This window comes from Cobetia sp. SIMBA_158 (assembly GCF_046566945.1).
Lineage (GTDB): Bacteria > Pseudomonadota > Gammaproteobacteria > Pseudomonadales > Halomonadaceae > Cobetia > Cobetia amphilecti.
This window is the reverse complement of record NZ_JAWJYL010000409.1, coordinates 1-270: the sequence shown is the minus strand read 5'-3', so window position 1 is coordinate 270 and position 270 is coordinate 1. Positions and strand designations below refer to the sequence as shown.

The following is a 270-nucleotide window of genomic DNA, read 5'->3' as shown; positions in this document are numbered from 1 at the left end:
GCGATAAAGCCAGCCATATAGCTCTGAATAAAAAAATAATATATTTCATTACATCACTCCGGTGAATACAAATCTAATAAAACGTCCAATGTTATTTCCGGAGCACTTCATCTTACATGTTTCTAAAGAATCATTAGACCAGTCTTGGCAGTTTTTAAATAGCCCTAAATTTATAGGTGTGAATATATCAGGCAATACAGAATAACGCGGCCTTACCTCTTTAAACTTCCCTTTTAAACAGTTCTCCACACAACTATTATCGGTTTCAAC

General features: G+C 34.4%; 1 protein-coding gene. It reads right to left on the bottom strand.

All coding sequences use genetic code 11. The features are described 5' to 3' along the window. Positions 1-48 precede the first annotated feature (48 nt). Positions 49-270: hypothetical protein (locus tag R2R70_RS20490; protein ID WP_410978977.1), on the bottom strand; the 222-nt coding region annotated here is incomplete at its 5' end.